Annotated in this window: 1 pseudogene; it reads right to left on the bottom strand. The window is 77.7% G+C overall.

Annotated features, from left to right (window positions below):
* Positions 1–220: pseudogene (locus BEN49_RS28705) on the bottom strand (hypothetical protein); the annotation flags it as partial.

The raw sequence follows: 220 nt of genomic DNA, 5'->3' as shown, positions 1-220 counted from the left end.
CGCCCATGCTCACGGCCACCGGCAGGGCCTGGGCGCGGCACAGGCCCCAGCACCAGCTCGTCGCGCCGCTGGCAGCCGGCGGGCGTGAGGGCCAGCTTGCCGAGCTTGTCGGTGGCCAGCACGCCCATGCTCACGGCCACCGGCAGGGCCTGGGCGCGGCACAGGCCCCAGCACCAGCTCGTCGCGCCGCTGGCAGCCGGCGGGCGTGAGGGCCAGCTTG

It is taken from the genome of Hymenobacter coccineus, from assembly GCF_001816125.1.
Taxonomy (GTDB): Bacteria; Bacteroidota; Bacteroidia; order Cytophagales; family Hymenobacteraceae; genus Hymenobacter; species Hymenobacter coccineus.
Note: the sequence above shows the minus strand (reverse complement) of the source record. Positions and strands in the feature narration are given on the sequence as shown.